General features: G+C 63.5%; 30 protein-coding genes and 1 tRNA gene. 1 reads left to right on the top strand and 30 read right to left on the bottom strand.

Features of this window, described 5'->3' with window-relative positions; translation table 11 throughout:
• Positions 1–57: 57 nt before the first annotated feature.
• From ILP86_RS04675 to ILP86_RS04530, 30 genes are all read right to left on the bottom strand, one after another.
• Complete coding sequence (locus ILP86_RS04675) at positions 58–573, bottom strand: hypothetical protein (RefSeq protein ID WP_193761473.1); 516 nt, start codon at positions 571–573, stop codon at positions 58–60.
• Positions 574–648: 75 nt separating this feature from the next.
• A complete protein-coding gene (locus ILP86_RS04670; protein ID WP_193761472.1) occupies positions 649–1458 on the bottom strand; it encodes a hypothetical protein in 810 nt (269 codons plus the stop codon).
• Positions 1442–2758 (bottom strand): phage portal protein, encoded by a 1317-nt coding sequence (locus ILP86_RS04665; protein WP_193761471.1) that lies wholly within the window; start codon positions 2756–2758, stop codon positions 1442–1444. The genes ILP86_RS04670 and ILP86_RS04665 overlap by 17 nt, the downstream gene beginning before the upstream one ends.
• Before the next feature lie 11 nt (positions 2759–2769).
• Positions 2770–4197, bottom strand: coding sequence for a hypothetical protein (locus ILP86_RS04660; RefSeq protein WP_227750909.1), 1428 nt, complete (start codon positions 4195–4197; stop codon positions 2770–2772).
• 259 nt (positions 4198–4456) lie between these two features.
• Positions 4457–4657: an HNH endonuclease signature motif containing protein gene (locus tag ILP86_RS20000; protein ID WP_227751056.1), complete on the bottom strand. Its 201-nt coding sequence runs from the start codon at positions 4655–4657 to the stop codon at positions 4457–4459.
• Positions 4658–5151: 494 nt separating this feature from the next.
• The gene (locus ILP86_RS04650) at positions 5152–5637 is read right to left on the bottom strand and encodes a hypothetical protein (protein ID WP_193761469.1); all 486 of its coding nucleotides are present in this window, start codon (positions 5635–5637) and stop codon (positions 5152–5154) included.
• A gap of 597 nt (positions 5638–6234) precedes the next feature.
• Positions 6235–6402: a hypothetical protein gene (locus ILP86_RS04645; protein ID WP_193761468.1), complete on the bottom strand. Its 168-nt coding sequence runs from the start codon at positions 6400–6402 to the stop codon at positions 6235–6237.
• Positions 6395–6649, bottom strand: coding sequence for a hypothetical protein (locus tag ILP86_RS04640; protein ID WP_193761467.1), 255 nt, complete (start codon positions 6647–6649; stop codon positions 6395–6397). The genes ILP86_RS04645 and ILP86_RS04640 overlap by 8 nt, the downstream gene beginning before the upstream one ends.
• Before the next feature lie 401 nt (positions 6650–7050).
• Positions 7051–7124, bottom strand: a tRNA-Ala gene (locus ILP86_RS04635).
• A gap of 379 nt (positions 7125–7503) precedes the next feature.
• Positions 7504–8055 carry a hypothetical protein gene (locus ILP86_RS04630; protein ID WP_193761466.1) on the bottom strand — a complete coding sequence of 184 codons (552 nt, stop codon included), beginning with the start codon at positions 8053–8055 and terminating at the stop codon, positions 7504–7506.
• Positions 8052–8279 (bottom strand): hypothetical protein, encoded by a 228-nt coding sequence (locus ILP86_RS04625; RefSeq protein ID WP_193761465.1) that lies wholly within the window; start codon positions 8277–8279, stop codon positions 8052–8054. Before ILP86_RS04625 ends, ILP86_RS04630 begins: the two co-directional genes overlap by 4 nt.
• 189 nt (positions 8280–8468) lie before the next feature.
• The gene (locus tag ILP86_RS04620) at positions 8469–9305 is read right to left on the bottom strand and encodes a hypothetical protein (protein ID WP_193761464.1); all 837 of its coding nucleotides are present in this window, start codon (positions 9303–9305) and stop codon (positions 8469–8471) included.
• Positions 9302–9676: a hypothetical protein gene (locus ILP86_RS04615; protein ID WP_193761463.1), complete on the bottom strand. Its 375-nt coding sequence runs from the start codon at positions 9674–9676 to the stop codon at positions 9302–9304. The genes ILP86_RS04620 and ILP86_RS04615 overlap by 4 nt, the downstream gene beginning before the upstream one ends.
• Positions 9673–9978: a hypothetical protein gene (locus ILP86_RS04610; RefSeq protein ID WP_193761462.1), complete on the bottom strand. Its 306-nt coding sequence runs from the start codon at positions 9976–9978 to the stop codon at positions 9673–9675. Before ILP86_RS04610 ends, ILP86_RS04615 begins: the two co-directional genes overlap by 4 nt.
• 125 nt (positions 9979–10103) lie before the next feature.
• Positions 10104–10844, bottom strand: coding sequence for a DNA cytosine methyltransferase (locus ILP86_RS04605; RefSeq protein WP_193761461.1), 741 nt, complete (start codon positions 10842–10844; stop codon positions 10104–10106).
• Positions 10841–11353 carry a hypothetical protein gene (locus ILP86_RS04600; RefSeq protein ID WP_193761460.1) on the bottom strand — a complete coding sequence of 171 codons (513 nt, stop codon included), beginning with the start codon at positions 11351–11353 and terminating at the stop codon, positions 10841–10843. The genes ILP86_RS04605 and ILP86_RS04600 overlap by 4 nt, the downstream gene beginning before the upstream one ends.
• Entirely contained in the window at positions 11350–11652 is a 303-nt protein-coding gene (locus tag ILP86_RS04595) for a helix-turn-helix domain-containing protein (protein WP_193761459.1), read from the bottom strand. The genes ILP86_RS04600 and ILP86_RS04595 overlap by 4 nt, the downstream gene beginning before the upstream one ends.
• Positions 11653–11824: 172 nt before the next feature.
• A complete protein-coding gene (locus tag ILP86_RS04590) occupies positions 11825–12379 on the bottom strand; it encodes a hypothetical protein (RefSeq protein WP_193761458.1) in 555 nt (184 codons plus the stop codon).
• 226 nt (positions 12380–12605) lie between these two features.
• Complete coding sequence (locus ILP86_RS04585; RefSeq protein WP_193761457.1) at positions 12606–13100, bottom strand: ASCH domain-containing protein; 495 nt, start codon at positions 13098–13100, stop codon at positions 12606–12608.
• Between the two features lie 2 nt (positions 13101–13102).
• Positions 13103–13477 (bottom strand): HNH endonuclease, encoded by a 375-nt coding sequence (locus ILP86_RS19995; protein WP_227750908.1) that lies wholly within the window; start codon positions 13475–13477, stop codon positions 13103–13105.
• Positions 13378–13980: a helix-turn-helix domain-containing protein gene (locus tag ILP86_RS04575; RefSeq protein ID WP_193761455.1), complete on the bottom strand. Its 603-nt coding sequence runs from the start codon at positions 13978–13980 to the stop codon at positions 13378–13380. The genes ILP86_RS19995 and ILP86_RS04575 overlap by 100 nt, the downstream gene beginning before the upstream one ends.
• Positions 13973–14116 (bottom strand): hypothetical protein, encoded by a 144-nt coding sequence (locus tag ILP86_RS04570; protein ID WP_193761454.1) that lies wholly within the window; start codon positions 14114–14116, stop codon positions 13973–13975. The genes ILP86_RS04575 and ILP86_RS04570 overlap by 8 nt, the downstream gene beginning before the upstream one ends.
• The gene (locus ILP86_RS04565) at positions 14116–15009 is read right to left on the bottom strand and encodes a PD-(D/E)XK nuclease-like domain-containing protein (RefSeq protein WP_193761453.1); all 894 of its coding nucleotides are present in this window, start codon (positions 15007–15009) and stop codon (positions 14116–14118) included. The genes ILP86_RS04570 and ILP86_RS04565 overlap by 1 nt, the downstream gene beginning before the upstream one ends.
• Entirely contained in the window at positions 15006–15617 is a 612-nt protein-coding gene (locus tag ILP86_RS04560) for a hypothetical protein (protein WP_193761452.1), read from the bottom strand. Before ILP86_RS04560 ends, ILP86_RS04565 begins: the two co-directional genes overlap by 4 nt.
• Positions 15618–15714: 97 nt before the next feature.
• A complete protein-coding gene (locus ILP86_RS04555) occupies positions 15715–15930 on the bottom strand; it encodes a hypothetical protein (protein WP_193761451.1) in 216 nt (71 codons plus the stop codon).
• On the bottom strand, positions 15930–16079 hold the full coding sequence (locus ILP86_RS04550) for a hypothetical protein (protein WP_193761450.1): 150 nt from the start codon (positions 16077–16079) through the stop codon (positions 15930–15932). Before ILP86_RS04550 ends, ILP86_RS04555 begins: the two co-directional genes overlap by 1 nt.
• A gap of 234 nt (positions 16080–16313) precedes the next feature.
• Positions 16314–16688 carry a hypothetical protein gene (locus tag ILP86_RS04545; RefSeq protein ID WP_193761449.1) on the bottom strand — a complete coding sequence of 125 codons (375 nt, stop codon included), beginning with the start codon at positions 16686–16688 and terminating at the stop codon, positions 16314–16316.
• 293 nt (positions 16689–16981) lie between these two features.
• Positions 16982–17188, bottom strand: coding sequence for an HNH endonuclease signature motif containing protein (locus tag ILP86_RS19990; protein ID WP_193761448.1), 207 nt, complete (start codon positions 17186–17188; stop codon positions 16982–16984).
• A gap of 1029 nt (positions 17189–18217) precedes the next feature.
• Complete coding sequence (locus ILP86_RS04535; protein WP_193761447.1) at positions 18218–18424, bottom strand: hypothetical protein; 207 nt, start codon at positions 18422–18424, stop codon at positions 18218–18220.
• The gene (locus ILP86_RS04530) at positions 18421–18588 is read right to left on the bottom strand and encodes a hypothetical protein (RefSeq protein WP_193761446.1); all 168 of its coding nucleotides are present in this window, start codon (positions 18586–18588) and stop codon (positions 18421–18423) included. Before ILP86_RS04530 ends, ILP86_RS04535 begins: the two co-directional genes overlap by 4 nt.
• Before the next feature lie 217 nt (positions 18589–18805).
• Here ILP86_RS04530 and ILP86_RS04525 point away from each other — a divergent pair, with 217 nt between their 5' ends.
• Positions 18806–18976 (top strand): hypothetical protein, encoded by a 171-nt coding sequence (locus tag ILP86_RS04525; protein WP_170224227.1) that lies wholly within the window; start codon positions 18806–18808, stop codon positions 18974–18976.
• Positions 18977–19146: the final 170 nt, after the last annotated feature.

Raw genomic sequence — 19146 nt, 5'->3', positions numbered from 1 at the left:
TGGTAGCACCTTTCTGTGTATGGATAGCCGCCACCAACGGACGTTGAGGCGGGAGAGCTAGAGGCGAACGTTGGCCGCGATGTCCTTCGCGTCGGCCTCTTCTTCTTCGATGTCGCTGCCGCGGGGTCCACCGGTTCCATCGGTGGCGGCCTTCGGCTTCTCCGGGAGGAGTGCCAAGATCTCGTCGGCGTGCGCTTCGAGCTCTTCGCGGGTCGAGCCGCGAAGAATCGAAGCGGAGATCGGCGTCTGGCGCCCCTCGCTCTTCTCCTTCGCCACCTCATCCGCGAGAGCGCGTGCCGCGTCGGCCTTCTCGCGTTCCGCGATCTTGGCTTCTGCAGCTTCGGCGCGAGCCTGCGCCTTCTCGAGGTCGGACTTCTGGGCGTCTTCGAGGTCCTGAGCCTTCTGCGCCTTCGCGCGAAGCTCTGCGAGCTCATCGGCAGTCACGCCCTGCGCGGCCTTGGCATTCGCCTTGGCGCGCTTCTCCCACGTCTGGGCGTACTTCTTCCACTCAGACTCGGGGGCGTCGTCGGCCGGACGCTGCTGTTCCAGTTCCTCATCGGTGATGTCTGACATCTCTTCCTCTCCCGTTTCGGGGTATAGAAATAGCCCCACCGTTCGGCAGGGCTCAGAACCGCTCGGTGCGGTCGTTTACTGGAGCGCCTCGATCTGCGCCTTGCTGGTGAACTTCTCGTCCCGCCATGCGAGAGTCGGACCGTACTCGCCGTGGGTGCGCGTGACGATCAGGTCCGTGTAGTCGGAGATCGGTGTGTCTCGGATGGTCTTGCCCAGGCCGAGATCGCGCGCTCCCCGATCGGTGGCGCCGAGCTTCTGCTCGATGGTCGCGTGGGTCAGCTCGAGCAGGTCACTGTTGACGATCTGCCGGTCGGGGTCGAACCCAGGCGGTAGGCGGTCGACGGAGCAATCACACCCAGGATGTATCGGGCTCAGTTCGCTGGTGAGGTACCGCTGGGTTGATGCGATGACGCACAGGGCACAGTTCTCGTTCCCGGTCAGCACTCGGACGAACGCTGTGATGCCGGCGGACTCCAGCGAGCGTTGCGCCTGCCTGACCTTCGCCATCTGCATGTCCGTGGAGATCAGGGACGCGAGCCGCGTCGCTCCCTCTTCGACCGCGAGTGCCATCGGCTTGTCGTCGGCCAGGGCCGAATACACTGTGGCGGCTGGACGCCGATAGACCTCTTCGGCGGGGACACCGCGTCCGCCGGTCACATACCGGACGTCGATCCCCGCCCGCGCACCGACCGCCTGGAAGTAGGCCTCGGTGAGGTTGGCGATATGGATCTGTCCGGCCTGCACATGCGGGACGACGAGAGCCACGAGACGGTCGATGTCCGAGTCCCGATACGAACCCAGGTTGGACCAGAGCCGATTGGACGCCACCAGCAGGCGGTTCCTGACCTGCTCGACCGCCTGCTGATAGCTACGCTGCGTTACCATCGGCTGCTCCGAACAACGTCAGCTGCTCGAACGCGATATCGGTCTCGATCTCACGGATCTGATCCGCCGACTGGCCCCAGATGTTGCGCGCGATCCAGCGCGTGGGCATTCCCGCCGTCTTGGCGAGGTTTGCCGCCTGCGCCCGTTCGCCGAACGAGACGAAAGCAGTCGGAGCGAACTCCACTTCGATCGTCTCGCCGGCATCGACATTCTGGACCCGCATGGCGTCCAGAATCGATCCCTCGAACGCGGGGCGGAACAACTCGATGCGCTTCTCCGCCTTCGAGATTTCCGCTTCCTTCGCGTTCATCGCCCCCTCGGCCGACTGATTCTGAGAGTCGGACAGGAAGTTCGACATCGGAGTGCCGGTGACGCCGCAGTACTCGCGGACGTCCGCTTCTTCACCCTGGAGCATCGCCTGGATGCCCGCAGACCCGTCAGAGAGCTCAGTGAGCTTCGCGCCTTCGGGAAGATCCCAGATCGCACCCGGCGCCGGGTCGAACACCTTGCCGTAGTCGACAGGATCTTCCTCATCGGGCTCAGGGAGACCTTCGACAACACGCTGCTTGTACGCCTGCATGGCGACGGTGACCAACCTCTGAAGCTTCCCAAGGTTGATGCGATCAATCACGTCACGGTGAGGCGTGACCTCGCCGACGCCATGCGGGTTCTCGAGCACCTGAATCGGGACGCCGCCTTCGTACTCGACGAGATCGCCCGGATCCCACCCGTCTGCGTTGAGACGGCGGTACGAACCGTATTCGGTCTTGGCGCCGCGCGTGAAGCGCTGCTCCAGCCCAGGAACCCAGACAGTCGCATAGTCGATGCCCTTGATCTTGTCGCGCCATGCCTTCACGCCGGCGATCGCACGCCAGGGCTGCAGCGGGTCAGCGATGGTGATCATCTGCTCGGGACGCTCGCTCGTCGTGACAGCGCGCCTACCGACATCCTGTGTGAGCAGATACCCGAAGCCCGTCGTCAGGGCATTCCAGGCGGCGTCCGCGAACACGATCCCCAGACGGTTGTCCCGGTAGTAACGTCGCGCTGCTTCAGCGGCGGCTCCAGTGTTGTCACCGACCCGCACTCCCAGCGGGATGATGCGGCCAGCGAGCGACTCGCAGGTTCGGCCACCGAAGTTCGTGCGCGACTTGCGCTGGAATGCAACCCACGACTCGCGGAGGTTCGCACCCATCTCGGGCAGCGGCGCATCCCCGTCCACGTACCGCCGTGACAGCTTCACTTCCGGCAGACGCTCACCAAGAGCCGCCAACAGAACCGGTAGATACTCCTCGGGTGTCACTTGACCACCTCCTACCTGATTCGACGGGCAGCCCGCTTCCGCGCACCGCTCACGCCCTTGCCCACAGCATCAAGCCCAGCGGCGAGAGCCATCATCGACCCCCATGTGAGGTCGATCTTCGAGAAGTCCTGGTCGTCATCCGGCTTCTTCAACACATACCCAGCACGCCGCGGATCGCGTCGCGCATTGAGGAAGTGGCGAACCATGTCGGGGTGACCATCGAACGTGATTTCCCTATTGGAAATCGACTGGTACATCTGCTCGAACACCTCGCAGGTGCGTGTCACGTTCTTCTGTGCCCACCGGATCGGCTCCGCCGTGGTCATCTTCGCCTTGAGCCGCTTATGGTACGTGGCTTCCCACTGCTTGACCTCGCCGGCCCACCCATCGGAGGGGTCAGCGTAGAAACCGACGACGTTGTAGTCCTTGAACGCCTGAGCGACTGCCTGCTCGATCTCGAGCTTGGATGGCTTCCACCCGTCGCCCTTCGGGCCCTCAGGCTGCTCCCACAGGCCCACCTTGAACAGGTGCTTCTGCGTAACCGAGTAGCCGACGAGGACCGTCGAGTCAGCGATGCCGCGTTTGCGACCGGAGGAACCGTCGAAGCCGAGCGTGACCGGCTCGCTCTTCGTGATCACCTTGTCGGCGATGACACCACGCAGCTCGGGGTCGGTGACGAATGCGTCACGAGCGGCGTCGACCTGGTTGAGGAAGTCTGCCCGCATCTGCGCCGGATCATTCGACGTGTCCAGGAAGTCGTCAGCGATGCGTTCGAGATCGGACCACCCTGGTTCGCACGGCGGGTCGTGCAGGACGCACCCACGCGGATCCTTGGACGAGTCGCCGTAGGCGACGCGCAAGCCCTTGATCAGTGACTCCCGATCCCCGATGTCCGTCGTGGGAGTGACGCGGTGATCGAAGTAGATCGACTGCACGTCTTCCAACGCCGGGTGCTTGCCCGACTTGATCTTGTCCCAGAACTCGAACGACGCCTCGGCCACTGACCGTTCACCGAGCGTGTAGGCGTTCGGTGTCTCGATCGTGACCCCGCCAAGCTTCGTCGCGTTGTTGCGGAGCGTCTGCGCAAGCTTCACGCCACTGTTCGACCGCAGCCACGTCTCGGTCTGATCCATCGAAGCCGCGACGGCCTTGAATCCCTTGATCGATAGAGGCGAGGCGGTGATGGGGGCGATGCGTCCACGCTCGAGCGCGACGAACGAGTCCATCGGGTCACAGTTGAACTCGTCGGGAGCGCTGCCGTTGCGCAGCATCTCGAGCAGAGGCTCCCATGTGTTCTTGGTCTGCTCCTCCGTGACCGCAGCAATCGCCACATACGGAGTCCGTACGGACGACCACGGCTTGCCAACAGGCTGCCCGTCCGCATCCCAACCATCGGGAACGACGTCAAACAGCCCCTCGGCGATCATGATGCCGCCCACGAACGGAGACTTGCTAACCCCATCCACGGGGGCGCATCAGCACGGATCGGTGGATCACGCGCTTGCCAGTCACGGGGTCGAGCCGGTAGAGCTCATTGAGATAGTCCTGCTGCTCACGGACCACGACAAACGGATCTGCTTGTTCGTCGTCGCCCGCATCAGGCCGACCCAGATATTCCGCCATCTGATCGGCAACGTGCCAACCAAGCGTAGGAAAGTCACCTTCGTATGCTGGTGCCCAAGGGATGGAAATCACCCCCTACGCGACTCGACGGCTCCTGCCGTACTTCCATTCGGTTATGAATCGCCCCTGCTTATGCACGTTGCAACTCATGCACGCGGGAACGATGTTTCCGGCTGAATGTGTTCCGCCGCGGACGATAGGAACAACGTGGTCCATCGTTAGAGCGACGGCGACCACGCCACAGTAGGCGCACCGCCCGCCGAACCGACGCTGCATCCGCATCCAGTCCCTAGACGTGAACTGAAACATACCAGCATCGGCCAAGAGAGCACGCCTCTTGCGCTTCGTGGCCTGCCCGACGTGCGGGTTGGCTTTCGCGTACGCCGTCGCATAGGCGATCCGGCGATCACGCTCCCTGCGGTAGCGCGCCGAATCATCTCGCACGCGCCGCATTTGCACCGCGCGGTTCTTGCACTTACGCGAGCAGTAGATTGCCGTGATGACCTTGCCATCAAGTGATCCGCCGCAGACCTGGCACGATTCCACCGCACGGATGCGCGGTTCGGTGTTCCCGTTCGCCGCCCACTTCCTGCACGCGAGGGAGCAGAAGATGGCCTTGCTATGCCGGTGGGCTATATCAGCGCCGCACGCGCGACAGGTACGATGAGACATATCGGGTTGCTCCTAACAACTCGGTCATGCCCCGGGAGGATTGCCGTCCTCGCCGGGGTTTATCTCATTCTAACGCTCACCGCGGACAACCCAAGGCATTACGCCTCCAGTCGCTTCGTCGCCCCATAGCGGTCACGCGCCGACAACACCTTCACCGCGCCGAGGGTAGCCTTCGACTCACCCTCAACCGCAGCAGCAGAGAAGATCCGAAGCTTGGCCCGATCTTCCGGCGTGAACCCGTACTTCGCCTCACGCAACCGCAGCTCGCCCGCCATCGAAAGGTTGCCCTTCCAGAACGCCGCATGGATCATCGCGGTGTCCAGCAGGTACGCCCAGTCCGTGTCGAAGAACTCGTTCACCAGCGGGTGATGCTGGAGCATGTCCCACCAGCCACGAGTCGCATCCGGCCAGTTGAACGGCACCATGTACGGCTCGCCATCCTTCGGCCGGATCTCCACCTCGAACTCCGGAAGATCCGGCTGAGTGACCGCACGCGCCGGCGTGATGTACCGGACAGGCGCAACATCAGCGTTCTTGCGCGCCCGCTTGCTCGGATTCTTCGGGGCAGGACCGTTGCCAGCCATGTGAGCCTCCAGCCCGTTTCGGGATGCCCGTTCCGGGCAGGAGCACGAAATCCCCCAGACTCGTACGCGGGATTTTCCACAGCTCCTCCCCGCGGTGGCGAGGGGGTGGGTGGGGGTCCGGCCGGGGGTTATCGGAGTGCTGGGTGTTGTTCGCGTGGGTGTTCGAGGTTGGGTTTTGGTGTGTTGGCTCGTGCTGTTGCGGCTTGAGCTTGGGTCTCTCTGTTGTGGTGCCAGTGGCAGAGAGTGCGGACCATGTGCACTGTGGTTACTTCGCCCTCTCGCCATTGGCCGATGTGTGCGGCTTCGAGGCGTGTGGTTTCGGGGCATCGTTGACCGTTGCGTTGGGTCTGTGTGCATTGGTTGCCGTCGCGTGCGAGGCATGCTTCCCGTACGGCGGTGGGTACGTGGGTAGGCCGGTTGTTCTCCCAGGCCATCTCTCCCCCTAGTCGTCTTCCCAGTTGCGCATGGGGCGCATGACTCGGGGGCTGACGTGGTTCTTGCGGGCTGCGGTGTTCTCGGCTTCGCATTCGGTCTCGCAGGCCATCATGGCAGAGTAGGTGCCCCGGTCGATTCCGCAGAGCTCGCAGACATACCCGGTCATGGTTCGTTCCCGTAGGCGTGCTCGATGCGTGTGGTGAGGGCAGCGAGGTTGTCCTCGATGTTCACGATGTAGTCGATGAGTTCGGGTTTGGTCATGGCGGTGAGTTCGCGGCGGCGCTGGAGGTTGGTGCGCACTGCGTCGTGCACTTCGCGAATGTCAGACATGCTCATCCGTCTCCATCTGCTTCGTGCGCAGATGCTCGCGCGTCCAGGCCGTGGCGTTCTTCGAGTAGACGACCGTGTAGAGAACTACTCCAACGAGGAATCCCCACTGTTGGGTGAGGAGTGAGTATGCGGCCCAAGTGATCTGACCTGCGAGCCCGACATACCACGCCCACCAGACCTTGCGTCCCGCCAGCCAAAAGCATGCGACTCCGACGAGAGTCAGCGCCCAAGACCATAGCTCCGTCACGATGTCTCCCTCTGGAATCCGATGCGCGCTTCCATGCCGTCGTATTCGCGGCGTGCAGAGTTCTCGATGTAGGCACCAGTGACGATGTGGTCTGCGCCTTCGGGTTCGGGGCGGTCGGGACAGCGGTGCTCTGCTCGCCATCGGAGGACTTGGCGTGTGCTGCCGCGCACCCAGGCGTTGCAGGAGCAGCCCTCTCGCATTAGTCGCCTCTCGAGAGTGCCCATCCGAGGGCGGGTTTCCAGATGATGTGGGCGAGGATCGAAAGGCTGATGCCGGCGACGATGCCGAGCGTGAGTTTCATGCTCTCTCCCTGCATGAGTCGGGATTAATAGCCGTATTGGCTATTCGTGTACGCCGATCAGCGTTCCCCGTTGAAGTGGGGTGGAGTCGAAGGAAAGGAATGGTCGGGACGGGTGGACTCGAACCACCAACTCAGGGCGCGACCCTGCCGCTCTGCCGTTGAGCGTAGTTCCCGGTGTGCCCGCCGCAGCCGAACTGGCTCGGGCGTGTGGAGTTGGCGGCCCTTGAACACGGGCCTGGCGCCGCTTTGCCTAGCGGCTTCTCACCGATGCTCGCCAGGAGTGTTCACTGAGCTGACCGGGAGTACGAAGAAAGCCGCCCTCGCGTGAGTGGCGGCTAGTGGTGGGCTGGGAACATAGTTCTTGAGCCTCGCGGCTACTGTAGCAGGTTTTGCAGATTACTTTCGTGGGCGTCCCGGTGTTTTCTTGGATGCGTTTCGGAGGTCTCGGATGTTGTACCAGATGACGTCACCGGGTCTGACGGTGCGGACGGTTCCTTCTCTGGCCCACCGGTAGATGGTGTGGGTGGATCTGCCGGTGATTGTGGTGGCTTCGTCAAGCTGCACCCAGTCGTCTAGTGCGCCCAATGGCTTCCTCCGTTCGTTTGATCTCGGCGTTGACGAGTTCGACGAGGGTCTTGAACTCGTCCTCGGTGTAGGTGCGTGCGCATTCGGTGCACGCGATCTTGACGGGCTGCCAGATGCCTACGGGTGGTGTGTAGCGGATGGTCTCGCCGGCGCAGCCTTGGCAGCGAACGTGGCGGACCTTGCGAGGCTTGTCCTCGATCGGCCAGCGTGCCATCGCGGTTTCGACCTCACGGGTGAAGTCTCGTGCGGTCATGGCGCCGATGTCGTCGTTGGCGATGTCTTCGAGGTTCGCCCAGTATCGGAGCTCGCGGGAGAGCCTGGTGATCTCTTCGGCCGCGAGCCACGTCGGCGGAATGCCGACTGGGTGGTTCGATGACGGGGCGCGCACTTCCTCGACTCCGCCCTTGATGTACCCGGCGACGCGGAACCATGGGACGACTTTCTGTGAGTTGTGCACGGCTTTCTGGAACCGGTCGAACTCTTCCCAGGTGAGGTAGCCGACGTGTGCATGATCGCTCATTTTGCGGCTCCCTCGATCGGTTTGGCGTTGAGGATGGCTTCGGCTTCCTCCGGGGTGATGAACGTCACGAGTTCGACGGTCAGCTGCACTTCGTCGCCCCAGCCCTCCATGCGCCATCCTTCGCGGGTCATCTTCATGCCCGCGTTGGGAAGCTCGAACAGTGCACCGATTCGTTCAGCGATGTTCTTGCGTTGCTCGTCGGTGTAGTGCGTAACGATCGCCATCAATCCCCCTCCTTCGTGTCGTGGCATGCGCACTCACAGGCACATGGTCGATCGGTGGTGTCGTTCCATGCGTCGCCCGTACAGGCGGCGCACTTCGCACATCCGGGAGCAACGCACTCGTAGTTGCTTGCGCTCCCTCGCTGCGCGGCGACCCTCTGGTGCACTGCGACGTAGGAGGTACTGAGCGGCCTAGGCACGATTCGGCTCCCCTTCCTGTGTGACGACACCAGCAGCACGCAGAGCCGCGCGAACGTTCGAACGCTCCAGCACAGTCAGCCCGTTCTGCTCAAGAACAGACCATGCCGCCTCTACCTGCGCGTCGGACGGTTCGGGCTGCGCCTTGAACTCGATGAGCGCTGCGACGTCGTTGGGTGAGATCACTCGCCCGTCGACCATCACGGACGGGCCGCGATCCGTCATCGGCTTCACCGCCGCAACAGCGACACCGTGAGACGACGTGAACCAGTCGCTCAGCACCTCGGCGCTCGGCTCCGGAACCACGGAACGACGGAAGCCAGCAGCGCTCAGGAGGTCAGCAGCTTCGAGGGCTGACTCAGCTTCGGAGTACGGACCATCGCCATACACCGCAGATGCCAACTGGTCGAATACCGGAAGGATCACCTGTGCGATCGCCTTCCGCTCGTCGTCGGTCGGGGTGACCTCGGAACGGCGGAAGCCACCATCCACAGCCGCATCCCAGCCCCGGAAGAACGCGTTGCTCGCGATCTCAGGCTCCGCCTCATGATCGACGTACCAGTCCTCGCGTTCTTTCCGGTACGCGGCCTGTCGAGCGTCAAGATGCGCGATCCTCAGCGCTTCCACCTCGTCGTCTGTAGGGGTGAGAGCCTTCTCGGCGGCTTCGAGTGCATCGCGAAGTTCCACCAGCTTCTCCAGCTGGGTGCTGTGCGACATGCGCGTGATCGTCGGCCAGTCCCGCACCGACTCGATCAGCTTCTCGTTGCCGGAGAGGGGGAAAGCCAAACCCTCGGCCTCGTTTGGCTTGCTGTTGCCGGTCTGCTCGGTCACTGTTCGTCCTCCTGGTCTTCTTCGTGAATGCCGAAACGGGTGACCTCGCCCAGCTCGGGTCCGGACAGCTCAGGGGTGATGGGCTCGATGCTCACGCATTCCTCGTAGCTGATCGTGACCGGGACTCTTGCGAGGACTTGATCGGGGTAGCCGAAGATGGCGTCCTCGATGCCAACGGCGTTCACCCAGTCGACGGCCCAGCACGGGAACCCGATCTCGGTCGATTCGTCGCAGCTCCACGAGTCGCGCTGTTCGTGGTCCTTCGGTCGGCGCCGGCACGGGGCATCTTCGGGTGCGGTGCAGGTGAACCCGTGGTGCAGTTCCCCGCTCTCGATCTTGAGTTCGACGTGGTGGTAGGTCTGGGTGCTCATGTGAGTCTTTCCTTCGTGAGTTGATCGACCTGTTCGGGCCGGAACGGGTGGGATACGTCGGTGATTTCGACGCGGAAGTGGGCGGTCTCACCGGGCTGGTGTTCGATGACCAGTCGGGGTTTGTCCATGAACTCCTTCGTGTCGTCCTGGACGATGCGTGCGGACACGCCGCGGTCTGAACCGATCGCGTCGTAGATGACCTTGCAGAACGGGTCTGGGCCGTCCTCATCCCGCTTGTGACGGGTGGGGACCACCCACACCACCTGCACGGAGATGCGCTGCAGCTTCGGGATCTTCGCCACCCGACACAGCACAGCGACACGTTCACGGAGCTCTACCGTCGACCGTGCCCTCACCCGCCAGTGGCATCGGTCGTTCGCGTGCAACCCCTTGGGTGGGCGTTCGTATGGGAGCTCGAGAGTCCAGGTCATGCCGCTACCGCTTTCGCATGCTTCATGATCTGGCGTCCGATGTGCTCGAAGATCGGCGGGACAACGGAGTTGCCGAGAGCGTGGAGCTCGTCATGCACCAGCCGACGGGGAACCCCATGAGCCACTCGATCCATCGAGGGTTCAGGTATCCAATCCCTTCCCCCGTGTTCCCCACGGCCTCCTCCAGGTTCAAGTTCGAGCGTCCAGGGCGTTGTGGATTCGTCCTGATCCTGGCCATCACCGCGCGGGGCGTAGGCCACGAGGTAGACCCGTTCGCGAATGTGCGGTGCGCCGAACTGGTTCGCGGATAGAGTCGCCCATTCCGCATCGAACCCGAGGCTGTGAAGGTCGGCGAGGACAGTTCCCCAAGCCCATCCATCTCGAACGAGAGCTGCGACATTCTCCACCACGACGTAGCGGGGTCGAGTTGCGCGTACGACATCGGCCATTGCTGGCCACATCCAGCGTTCATCATCCATTCCCTTCTGCAGCCCGCCTTGGCTGAACGGCTGGCACGGGAAGCCACCCGCGACCACATCGACGCAAGGTCGTTCTTCGCTTGCCCACCACTCCGGCGCCGTTAGGACGTCGTCGTGCTGTGGCACGTTTGGCCAGTGCTTCGCAAGGACACTTCGGCACCATGCGTTGAGCTCGACCTGGCCAACTGTGCGCATCCCCGCGCGTTCAAGCCCGAGCTCAATGCCTCCGATCCCCGAGAACAGGGAGAGGACGTTCACCCGGCCTCCATTGAAGAAGCCCCCGTGGTTGCGGGGGCTGGGCGGCGGTTGCGGTCGGGGTTGCGTTCGTACCCGGCGTTGCGGCGCGACCCGGTGACCTGACGACGGTGGAGTCCGAGCTTTTCGGCGATCTCCCGGTCCGTGAGTCCCGCGTTGAGGAGTTCGCGGAGTGTGTGGCGTGGGATGAGTGCGAGGCCGTCTGAGCGTGCCCTGTTGGCGGCTGCACGGCGGTCTTCTCGGCTTGCCCCGGCGCGTACACCTGGGCGGGCTCGTTTGGCTGCCAGATCGGCGCGTGCGGCTTCCCGTGCCTGTTCCTCTTCGGCGGCGACGATCTCGGCAGGAGTCTGCCCTGCGTTGACCTGTCTCCTGAACGCCCAGTCGCCGACGTAGCGGGTGTGGACGGTGCGGCAGGACACCTCTGCAGGGCAGTGGGCGGTGTTGCAGCCGCCATGGAAGCCCTCGACGGTGCTGTGCGGGTAGTCGAGGTTCGTGATCACATCGGCGTTCATGAGTTTGCTCTTTTCTGGAGTCGCTTGTAGATGGTGGAGCTCGAGCACCCGAACTTCACGGCGAGCTGCGGGACGGTCCACTTCGCGGCACGTAGACGCAGGATCTCGGCCCACTGGTCATCGGAGAGCTGCGTGTAGCCATTCGGGTGTGCTGACGGGATGCTCCCGGTTACCTTCGTGATGGGTTTCGGCTCCAGACCTGCGACGATCAGTTCGCGCATGCTGATGCCTCGAGTTGCGGCGATCTTCTCGAGCCGGTTGAACGTGGCTGGTGGGAGGTTGATGGTCACGGGGATCATCGAAGACTTCTCCTCTCAATGGGAAAAGGCCACTACCCGTGTTGCTGGGAGGTAGTGGCCTGTGGATAACTCTTCGCTCCGCAGAGCGCATCTTCGATAGAAGATGTAGCTGTAGATGTAGATGTAGATGTAGATGTAGTAGCGCCGGTCGTAGGCTTGCCCGACGTTTGGGCTAAACGTTGCCCGTAGCGTCGGTCGTAGCCATGTCGGCGAAGGGCAGGAACCCTGGGAAGTCCCACGTGAGTTCCGTCTTCGTCTCGCGCACGGCGACCGCCGGTTGCTTGAGGACGGTCATCACCTGTGGTTTCTCCCACGCCGGGAGATCCTTGTTCGCCTTCTTGTAGCGCTGCAGCTCATGCACCACGACGGCCCGGATCTTGTTGGACGCGATCGCCCCGTAAGCCTTCGCCATCGACACAGCGAGGCGGGGCTGTCTCATCAGTCCGTCGTGTCTCACCCATGACCGGACGAGCACTTCGTCGGTGGTCTGGTCGAAGACGCAGAACCACTTGTCGGCGAGCTCCTGAGCGGCGACCATCACGTCACCAGATGTCATCTCTCGAGACATCGCAGCGAGGCGACCAGGATGAAACTCGACGCACCCGCAGTAGTCGAGCTTGGGGTGTGAGACGAGCTTGAAGTACAGCGCCTGCGCCTGGGGTGTCAGGTCGCGGAAGTCAGCATCCGACCAGATGTCGATGCTGATGTTCGCTCTATCGCGTGCCACGCTTCACCCTCCTTTCAGTCGAGGCATCGGCATGGCCTGATGCAGAAGCAGTCCGGGCAAACAACCTCACGGGGTCCGATATCGAACTTGGACCGCTTCGGGGTGCACTGGTCGTGCCGGAGTTCGTCGTCATCGTCGTACCTCACCGCGTCTCCGGGATGGATGCGAGACCCGCACTCCGCGGCGCAGGTCCCGTCGTAGCGGGCCGGGAACACCTGACCGGGAGTCACGACAGCCCCTGGTTGATCCGAGTGATCATGTCGTCGTCCAGACGTCGGAGTCCGAGCGCGCCGCGGTAGCGGATCAGTTCGCTCAGTGGCCGCGGGTTCGCCAGGACGAGATGGTGCGTGTTCGCCTCCGCCCACGGCGAGCACGAGCCGTTGAGCGCGTACCGACCATCGCCGCGGATCATGTCGGCGGTGATCCCGTTCTCGTTGCCCTCGGCGCGGTGCACGTCTACGAGGTCGACAACGCCGAGGATGACGCCGCCGACGATCGGTTCCCCGTCGAGCCAGTCACCGATGCCCCCACGACCGTCCTCGTCGGCGTCGAGCAGAAGGCGCTCCTGCCTCTCGTTGAGCGTGGCGGTCTTGCCGATCGCCGCGTGGATGAGGACGGGGCCGCGGTAGTCACCCGCGATGTTCGTGCTCCGATTCTCGACGGTCTTGCCGCCGTGGATGATCGCCCAAGCCCAGGGCTGGCGAACAGTCAGGATTCTCATGGTCAGTCCTTCAGGTAGATGAGTCCCCAGTGGTGCAGGAACAGTTCTTCGGCGGGGTCGTCCCACGAGTGGACGGCCCAGCCCTGTGGTGGTTCGGCGGAGTGAGCGGTCGCGTGGCACCAGAGGCACAGGTGCACGAGGTTCGCGGGCGTGTCCTTCCCGCCCCGTGAACGAAACTGCCGGTGGTGCATCTGTGTGGCTACGCGTTCTCCGCAGCCTTCACAGCGCCCACCGGCACGCTCCGCAACAGCCTCATAGGCTCTCCGTGACGCCGCGTTCACGTCCGGAACCTGATGAGCTCGGCCAGGTGGTCGGACTCCGTGAGGCGCAGCGGCCGTTCGCCCTTCTCGATCTGGGAGACGGTGGCCTGCGCCCATTTGAACCCGCGATCCGTCATCGCGGCCGCGAGCTCCTTCTGCGACAGCCCTGCACGTTCGCGTGCGGTGGCGACGTCGGCCCCGATCTGTTCCTCGGTCTGAGGAGTGCGGATCTTGGCTGGCTTGGCGCCGTCGAGGATGCCGAGGTTGCGGAGTGCCCTTGACCTCGCGATGGTGTCGGCTGATTCGAGGGGTGCCCCGGCGATGATCGCGTTGTCGTCTTTCGTGGACCCTTGCGCCCACGCGGTCGCATCCGGTCGCGCGGGGACGCTGAGGCTGGGTCTGACGAGGTAGGCGGCGGCGTTCATCACGTAGGTGACATGACCGTCTGGGTGTTCGATCACCCGGTCGATCGTCGCCTCCACATACCCGTTCGGGTACGCCTCTCGGAATGCGGCGAACCGTTCCGCAGCGGTCACGAACTCTTCATCCATGACCTGGGTGTGAGGTTTCGGGAGACGCGATCTCCTCTTGTCCTCAGGGATGTCGATGTGGTCAGTCACCAGTGTCTCCTTCGACTGAGAGCACGATCTTGGCGTTGTGCTTGACGGTGGCGTGCTCGTTGAATGCGGCTTGCGCTTCCGCCTTGTCTTCGCGGTCGAAAGTCTCGCCGCAGGCGGTGCAGGTCCATGTCCACATCAGGCTGTTGCTCCTTCGAATTCGTCGATGTACTGGTTCACGTTCCAGACGGGTGCCTGGAGGATGCCGATAGGCCCACCACTGCGGGTCTTGTACCCGGGCCACTCCCCCGTCTCGATCGCACGGGCGTACCGTTCGCGGGCCTCACGTGCCCGTCTGCGGGCCATGAGGAGTTCGTCGGCACCGAGGACGTGCACGGCGGTGAGATAGGGCGCGTGCGCCTCAACCACGGCGAACAGGTATGGGAGGTTGTCGCCGGTGATGATGTTGTACGTGTGCTCGTACATGGCTTGCTGGATGTCGTATCCGAACCGGAACGCGTGGATCGCGAACTCCGATTCGGACGCGTCCCCTGCCGTGGTTTTCAGGTCCACGATCCGCGGTCCCAGCCAATCCAGTCGACCCCGCAGCGCGACCCCTGTGTCGGGGTCGGTGGCGAACATCGACACCTCCGGGTCGCCCGATGCGAGGAGCGCCTTCACGGTCGGATTCGACAGGACCGATTCGGCCATGATGTCCACCACCCGGGCCGTGACACGCTTCACGGGGATAAGTCCACGGTCGCGCGCGTCGGCCTCGAACGCCTTCGAAGCCGCGGTGCGGAGGCCGCCCGTCTTGTCGAGCACGTTGTCGAGCTCCTTGCCGTCGTACTCGAACCGTTCGGGGCCGTTCCCGTCCGGGTAGACCGCGATCTGTGCGCCCACACCGAGCACCTTCGAGTGGACCGCGGACCCAAGGTCGAAACCGGCCTTGGGCTCTTCCGGGTGCTCGACGTAGTGGCGGTAGTGGGCTGGGGACTGGAGGATCTTCTTCGCCCCGGTCGAGCTCAGCCCCGGTTGGCGGTGGTAGATCTGCTCGTCGAGTCCGTAGACCAAGCCGTTGTAGTCCGTCACGATGCGTCCTCCGGTGTGCGTCGGACGCCCGTGACGGTGCCGGAGAACTTCTCGAACCCCGCGTCGACGAGTGCCACCATCGGTTTCTCGGCGGCCTTGATGCCGTCACCCTTGGGGGTGATGATGTCCCAGGTTCCGTCTCCTGCGACCCATCCGAGTGCTTCTTGCGTGTTGTCGGCGGTGGTCCAGACCCACACGTCTTTGTAGGTTGCGTCTTCCCAGGGCTTTCGCTCCGGGTGAGCCTCGAAGTAGGCGCGGGCCGCGAGAATGTGGTCGATGCGATGATCCATCGGGGGTCCGCCCTGGTCTTCCTCGCGGACATACCCCTTGGTCATGCCGTCTGAATCACGGAGGATCACAAGATCGAGGTTCGGGCCGAACATGCGCTCGAACGCTTCGTCCGGGTTCGAGTAGACGACGTAGTCGGGGTTCTCCGGCCACCGCCACCGTCCGAGCTCCTTGTCACGCTCGTGCTGGAAGAACTCGCGGAGAGCATGAACGACCGTCCCGCCGCATAGCCCCGACCAGCCGATTCTGTTTCGGAAATCGAGATCTCCGTCTTCATCAATGAGGATGCCGATCCCGTTGCTTGCGTCGAACACGGTCATGTCTGGTCCTTCCAGTAGGTGTGGGGGCAGTCCATCCACACGGTCGGGTTGTGGGTGATGACCACTTCTCCGTGGTCATGGCAGAGCTGGCAGGGGGTCACGAGGCATCCTCGGAGTAGTAGCCGACGCACGCGCGCGCGTGAACGACGGCGAGGCTGAAGGCGTCGGTCATGGCGTCACTCGACCCCGGTTGCGAATCCCCGCAGAGGTCGCATTGCCAGTACCACCCGCTCGCTGTCTTGTAGACGTAGCGTCCAGATGTCGGCATTCCGGGCCAGCGCTCGCGCCCGGCGAGGTGCGCGGTTCCGGCCATCACATCTCTCCCTGCTGAAGGCGGGCGATGGTGAGCGCGTTGAGCGCTGCCGTCTCCTTCGCTTCCACGTACCGGTAGTGGAGCTCGGCGGCGAACTTCTCTTCCTGTGCGACCTGGAGTCTGTGCTCGAGCTCGGCGATCGATGTCATGTCTGGTTCCTTTCACCCATAGCAGGCCGTGCAGGCGCAGTGGGGGACGGTGATGGGCCGACGCGTGCACGCCGGTGTGGGGGTGTGTGGTGGCTGCCCTGGAATCGGGTTCGCGCACATGGGGCAGTCGGGATCAGTCGGTGCGATCGATGTCATAAATGTCACGGAGGGGTACGAGGCGGATGGGTCTGGTGTCGGCACGCTCCACCAGGACAGGAGGGATGCTATTCATGGTCATGCCGCCCCCGTGTCGCGGGCGATCCTCAACCGACGCTGACCGCGAGACTCGCGACCAGCCACGGCCGCGCGCTGGTCGAGCAGAATGCGCCACTGCGCAAGCCAACGCCACCGCGAGCGGCGGCAGAAGCGCAGCTGCGCGAACTCATCCTCCGCCTGCCAAGGCCCCGTGCCGCCCTTGCCGATGCGATACACGAGCAGATGGCGGCGACAGACCGGGATCAGTCCGTCTCGACCTTCGGCGTAGCCAGTCGAGCAGTACGCGAAAGTGACTGCGCGGCGGTCGCAGTCACCACCATCACAGGTACCCGACGCGACCGGGAGCATCGATCGGGAATCGAGGGTGAGGCTTTCGCCGTGAATGATCATCATGTCGTCTCCTTCGTTCGAACCCCGCTGCCGTTGCAGTCGAGGCATTCGATTTCGTCCTGGTAGTCGGTCCCCTTGCGGACCGTGTGGAAGCCGTATCCGAAGCAGGAACGGCAGTAGTCATGGATGGCCGGGTTCGGTCTTCGGTTCATCGCTCCCCCTCTAGAAATGGGTGAGGGCCGGGCTGATCCCCAGATCGCCCGGCCCTGCACTGGTCCGGCACCCCACATGCCGGTTTGGTGGTGGCAGTCCCCCAGGACTGTCCACCGTTCCCACACCCCCAGGAGTGGGAAGAACTAGGAGGGCTTTCGAGCTAGGCGATGCCCCTCTCGAATGACCCACTTCGGGCCTTGGCGCGCTCCCTTGGACGTGTTGCATCTCCAACAGGCCAATGCGCAGTTTCCCCACTCGTGCAGGCCTCCTCGCGAAACGGGAAGGATGTGCTCCAGGGTCGCCATGTTGCGAGGGCGGGTGTCCCGCTGCCCGATCTTGGTGAAGTACATCTCAACCCCGCAGTAGCAACAGAGGTCCCCATCCACGCTCCTCAGCGCCGCTTTGGTCACAGTGCTGTCATGAGGGCGACACGCGTAGCCCTGCCTACGCGCACGCGTCCGCGCCATGTAGGCCTGGACTCTCTGAGGGTTGCTTGCCTGCCACCGCGCGGCGTACTCCGCCCTGCACTGGTCGCAGCGCGTCTTGCGTCCGCCCTCTACATCAGTCCGAAGCGGGAAGCTGTCCAACGGCTTGGGCGTCGAGCATCCTGGGCACACTCTCAACCCGCCTGGCAGGTCAACGACCGGCGAGCGATGTGGTGTTTGATCACGAATCGGCTCATCCTCGCGGTACGACCCGTGCTTCCTCATCCTCTGCCGATGACCAGAGCACACGCCGCCCTTGTAGCTCGGCCGATCGCACCTATCGACGCTGCAAGGTCTCTCTCTTGGGAGTCGCTCCAAGATGGGGATCGATGCTTGGACATCCCCATGCCGTCTGTATCTGCCAAGGTGCGCCCTGCACCAACCTCTTTGATAGCGGCGACGAGTGCAGCCCGTCACAGCGCAGAAGGGATCTGATTCCATGCCAGCCTCCTGAGTCCCCGGTGCGATTCGAACGCACGCAACCCCATACGGCTCGGGGACGGCCACTAACCCTGTGGCATGGTTCCGGGCGACCAAACCCCGGCCAAGTCGACGCATCACCCCGCGCCTTGGTTCCGCCCGTACAGCTATGGCGGCGAACTGTCGATGTTGTTTCCTTCGACTCCACCCGGTTGCGTTCCTGAGGGGCCTGGGCTGCCTGCCCTACGGTCCATCCGTCCTCGTGCACCACAGGTTCACCGGTCCCCCACACGTCTTGTCGTGGGTTCTCCCTGATCCCGTAGCCCCCATCTGGGGGTGTCCGACCCCGTTGGCGTGGGGCCGGCATATCTTCACCGGTTGTGTGTGTTGAGTTATCAGCGCGCACCTGTTTCCGGGTACGCCGAGTAGCGCTACCCCCAGCGACGGGAGTAGAGCCGGATCCTGTTTCGGGGATCAGCCGGTGAAGTTCGCCAAACGATTCAGCACACGACGCGCATGATCGATCTGAGGCAGGGGAATGCCGGCGGCTTCATCGACCACCAGAAGCAGAACCTCGTCGCGGTAGTCGATCGGATCGCCAGCGGCATCGTCGCGGATCTGCATCAGGATCGGGTTGGTGGGGTTGGTCTGCGGGTACAGGGTGGAAGCGAACTGAGTCATCGGAAAGACCTCGACTCCCAGATCTCGCGCGCGAAGTCCAGAACGCCCAGCGGGAGAACGGGAAGCCCGTAGTACGGCTTGCCCGAACGTCCGGTCGGAATCTTCGCCTTGTGCTCGAACTTGACGCCCGCGCGCTTCCTGGCCTTGCGTGCGGCGTTGCTCATCGCGCACCTCCTGCGCTCTTGCATGCGCACGGACGACTGTCACGACGGTGACCAGAACCAGTCACCACGACCGGATCGGTTGCATCACGCTCAGCCCAGTACTGGGCCGACGCACGGAACTCCAGAACGAGCCAGCCGATCAGTGCGAACACGGCGCCACCGATCGCGAACCAGAGAGGCAGGGAGTCGATCATGACGCACCCCCTACGATCGGGTTATGGACACTCTCAGAGCGCGAATCCTCGCCATCTACAACGCCAACGTCGACGTTCGCAACGCTGACCCCTCCCTCGAGTTCGTCCAGATGGTCAGAGACGAGATGGATGCCGTCTGGGATGCCATCACCGCCATCGCCGACCACATCGACGCGTCGTCCGCGAAAGACTGACGACTGAGAGGCAGACGCCGCCGCGATCTCTTCACGCACGATCTCGCGGATACGCTCCTCCGACACGCTCATGACGAAACCTCCTGGTCTTCGGTGCGCTCCCAGTCGATGTGCCCCATGTCGTACCTGATCGGCCGCACATGGACACCCTCTGCTTCGATCGCGTCGAT

This window comes from Microbacterium sp. R1, assembly GCF_015159725.1.
In the GTDB taxonomy this organism is placed as follows: Bacteria; Actinomycetota; Actinomycetes; order Actinomycetales; family Microbacteriaceae; genus Microbacterium; species Microbacterium oxydans.
Note: the sequence above shows the minus strand (reverse complement) of the source record. Positions and strands in the feature narration are given on the sequence as shown.

Coding starts and splice junctions, on each gene's coding strand:
- ILP86_RS04675 (WP_193761473.1), bottom strand. CDS start 573: ATGTCAGACATCACCGATGAGGAACTGGAACAGCAGCGTCCGGCCGAC.
- ILP86_RS04670 (WP_193761472.1), bottom strand. CDS start 1,458: ATGGTAACGCAGCGTAGCTATCAGCAGGCGGTCGAGCAGGTCAGGAAC.
- ILP86_RS20000 (WP_227751056.1), bottom strand. CDS start 4,657: ATGCAGCGTCGGTTCGGCGGGCGGTGCGCCTACTGTGGCGTGGTCGCC.
- ILP86_RS04650 (WP_193761469.1), bottom strand. CDS start 5,637: ATGGCTGGCAACGGTCCTGCCCCGAAGAATCCGAGCAAGCGGGCGCGC.
- ILP86_RS04645 (WP_193761468.1), bottom strand. CDS start 6,402: ATGTCTGACATTCGCGAAGTGCACGACGCAGTGCGCACCAACCTCCAG.
- ILP86_RS04630 (WP_193761466.1), bottom strand. CDS start 8,055: ATGAGCGATCATGCACACGTCGGCTACCTCACCTGGGAAGAGTTCGAC.
- ILP86_RS04625 (WP_193761465.1), bottom strand. CDS start 8,279: ATGGCGATCGTTACGCACTACACCGACGAGCAACGCAAGAACATCGCT.
- ILP86_RS04615 (WP_193761463.1), bottom strand. CDS start 9,676: ATGAGCACCCAGACCTACCACCACGTCGAACTCAAGATCGAGAGCGGG.
- ILP86_RS04600 (WP_193761460.1), bottom strand. CDS start 11,353: ATGAACGCCGATGTGATCACGAACCTCGACTACCCGCACAGCACCGTC.
- ILP86_RS04595 (WP_193761459.1), bottom strand. CDS start 11,652: ATGATCCCCGTGACCATCAACCTCCCACCAGCCACGTTCAACCGGCTC.
- ILP86_RS04585 (WP_193761457.1), bottom strand. CDS start 13,100: ATGAGAATCCTGACTGTTCGCCAGCCCTGGGCTTGGGCGATCATCCAC.
- ILP86_RS19995 (WP_227750908.1), bottom strand. CDS start 13,477: ATGGGCGCAGGCCACCGTCTCCCAGATCGAGAAGGGCGAACGGCCGCT.
- ILP86_RS04570 (WP_193761454.1), bottom strand. CDS start 14,116: ATGTGGACATGGACCTGCACCGCCTGCGGCGAGACTTTCGACCGCGAA.
- ILP86_RS04560 (WP_193761452.1), bottom strand. CDS start 15,617: ATGACCGTGTTCGACGCAAGCAACGGGATCGGCATCCTCATTGATGAA.
- ILP86_RS04555 (WP_193761451.1), bottom strand. CDS start 15,930: ATGGCCGGAACCGCGCACCTCGCCGGGCGCGAGCGCTGGCCCGGAATG.
- ILP86_RS04550 (WP_193761450.1), bottom strand. CDS start 16,079: ATGACATCGATCGCCGAGCTCGAGCACAGACTCCAGGTCGCACAGGAA.
- ILP86_RS04545 (WP_193761449.1), bottom strand. CDS start 16,688: ATGATGATCATTCACGGCGAAAGCCTCACCCTCGATTCCCGATCGATG.
- ILP86_RS19990 (WP_193761448.1), bottom strand. CDS start 17,188: ATGTACTTCACCAAGATCGGGCAGCGGGACACCCGCCCTCGCAACATG.
- ILP86_RS04535 (WP_193761447.1), bottom strand. CDS start 18,424: ATGACTCAGTTCGCTTCCACCCTGTACCCGCAGACCAACCCCACCAAC.
- ILP86_RS04530 (WP_193761446.1), bottom strand. CDS start 18,588: ATGAGCAACGCCGCACGCAAGGCCAGGAAGCGCGCGGGCGTCAAGTTC.
- ILP86_RS04525 (WP_170224227.1), top strand. CDS start 18,806: ATGGACACTCTCAGAGCGCGAATCCTCGCCATCTACAACGCCAACGTC.